We start from the raw sequence: 515 nt of genomic DNA, 5'->3' as shown, positions 1-515 counted from the left end.
GAGATGCTCTTTCTTTGCAAACTCTGAAAATGCTTCCGCAATTCCGTCTTGTGTCAAACCATCATGATTGAAAAGGTCATGCTTAACAATCAAGTGTCCGTGACTGTCTAACAGAGGAATATTATTGCCTTCTTCGTCAATTGTATTACGATAGATTTTATCACCGCTATTATCTTTGCTTGGCTCCTGCATAGTTGCAAAGAAGATATTGTAATCATCCACTCTAGGACATAACACATCATCCCATTTCTGAACGAAAAGGACACTTGTTTTTGTGCCTGTATGCGATTTGAACACATTGCCATGCAAACCTACTACAGCCAAAATACGACATCGGTCGGCTATGTATTCACGCAATGATTTGTCGCTACTATTATTAAAGCGACCTTGCGGCAAAACAATAGCCATTCTACCTCCCGGTTTCAAGAAGTCAAGGTTACGCTCAACAAACAAAATATCACGGCTCATATTTGTAGCCTGCTTTAATTTTGTTTTACGGAATGTGCCATCACTCA

Annotated in this window: 1 protein-coding gene; it reads right to left on the bottom strand. The window is 39.8% G+C overall.

Going from position 1 to position 515, the window contains the following annotated elements; all coding sequences use genetic code 11:
- On the bottom strand, window positions 1-515 hold a 515-nt coding region (locus tag G7Y39_RS13480), incomplete at both ends, for an N-6 DNA methylase (protein ID WP_165157937.1).

The organism is Parabacteroides sp. ZJ-118, from assembly GCF_011038785.1.
Lineage (GTDB): Bacteria > Bacteroidota > Bacteroidia > Bacteroidales > Tannerellaceae > Parabacteroides.
The sequence above is the reverse complement of the archived record's forward strand: the minus strand, read 5'-3'. Positions and strand labels throughout refer to the sequence as shown.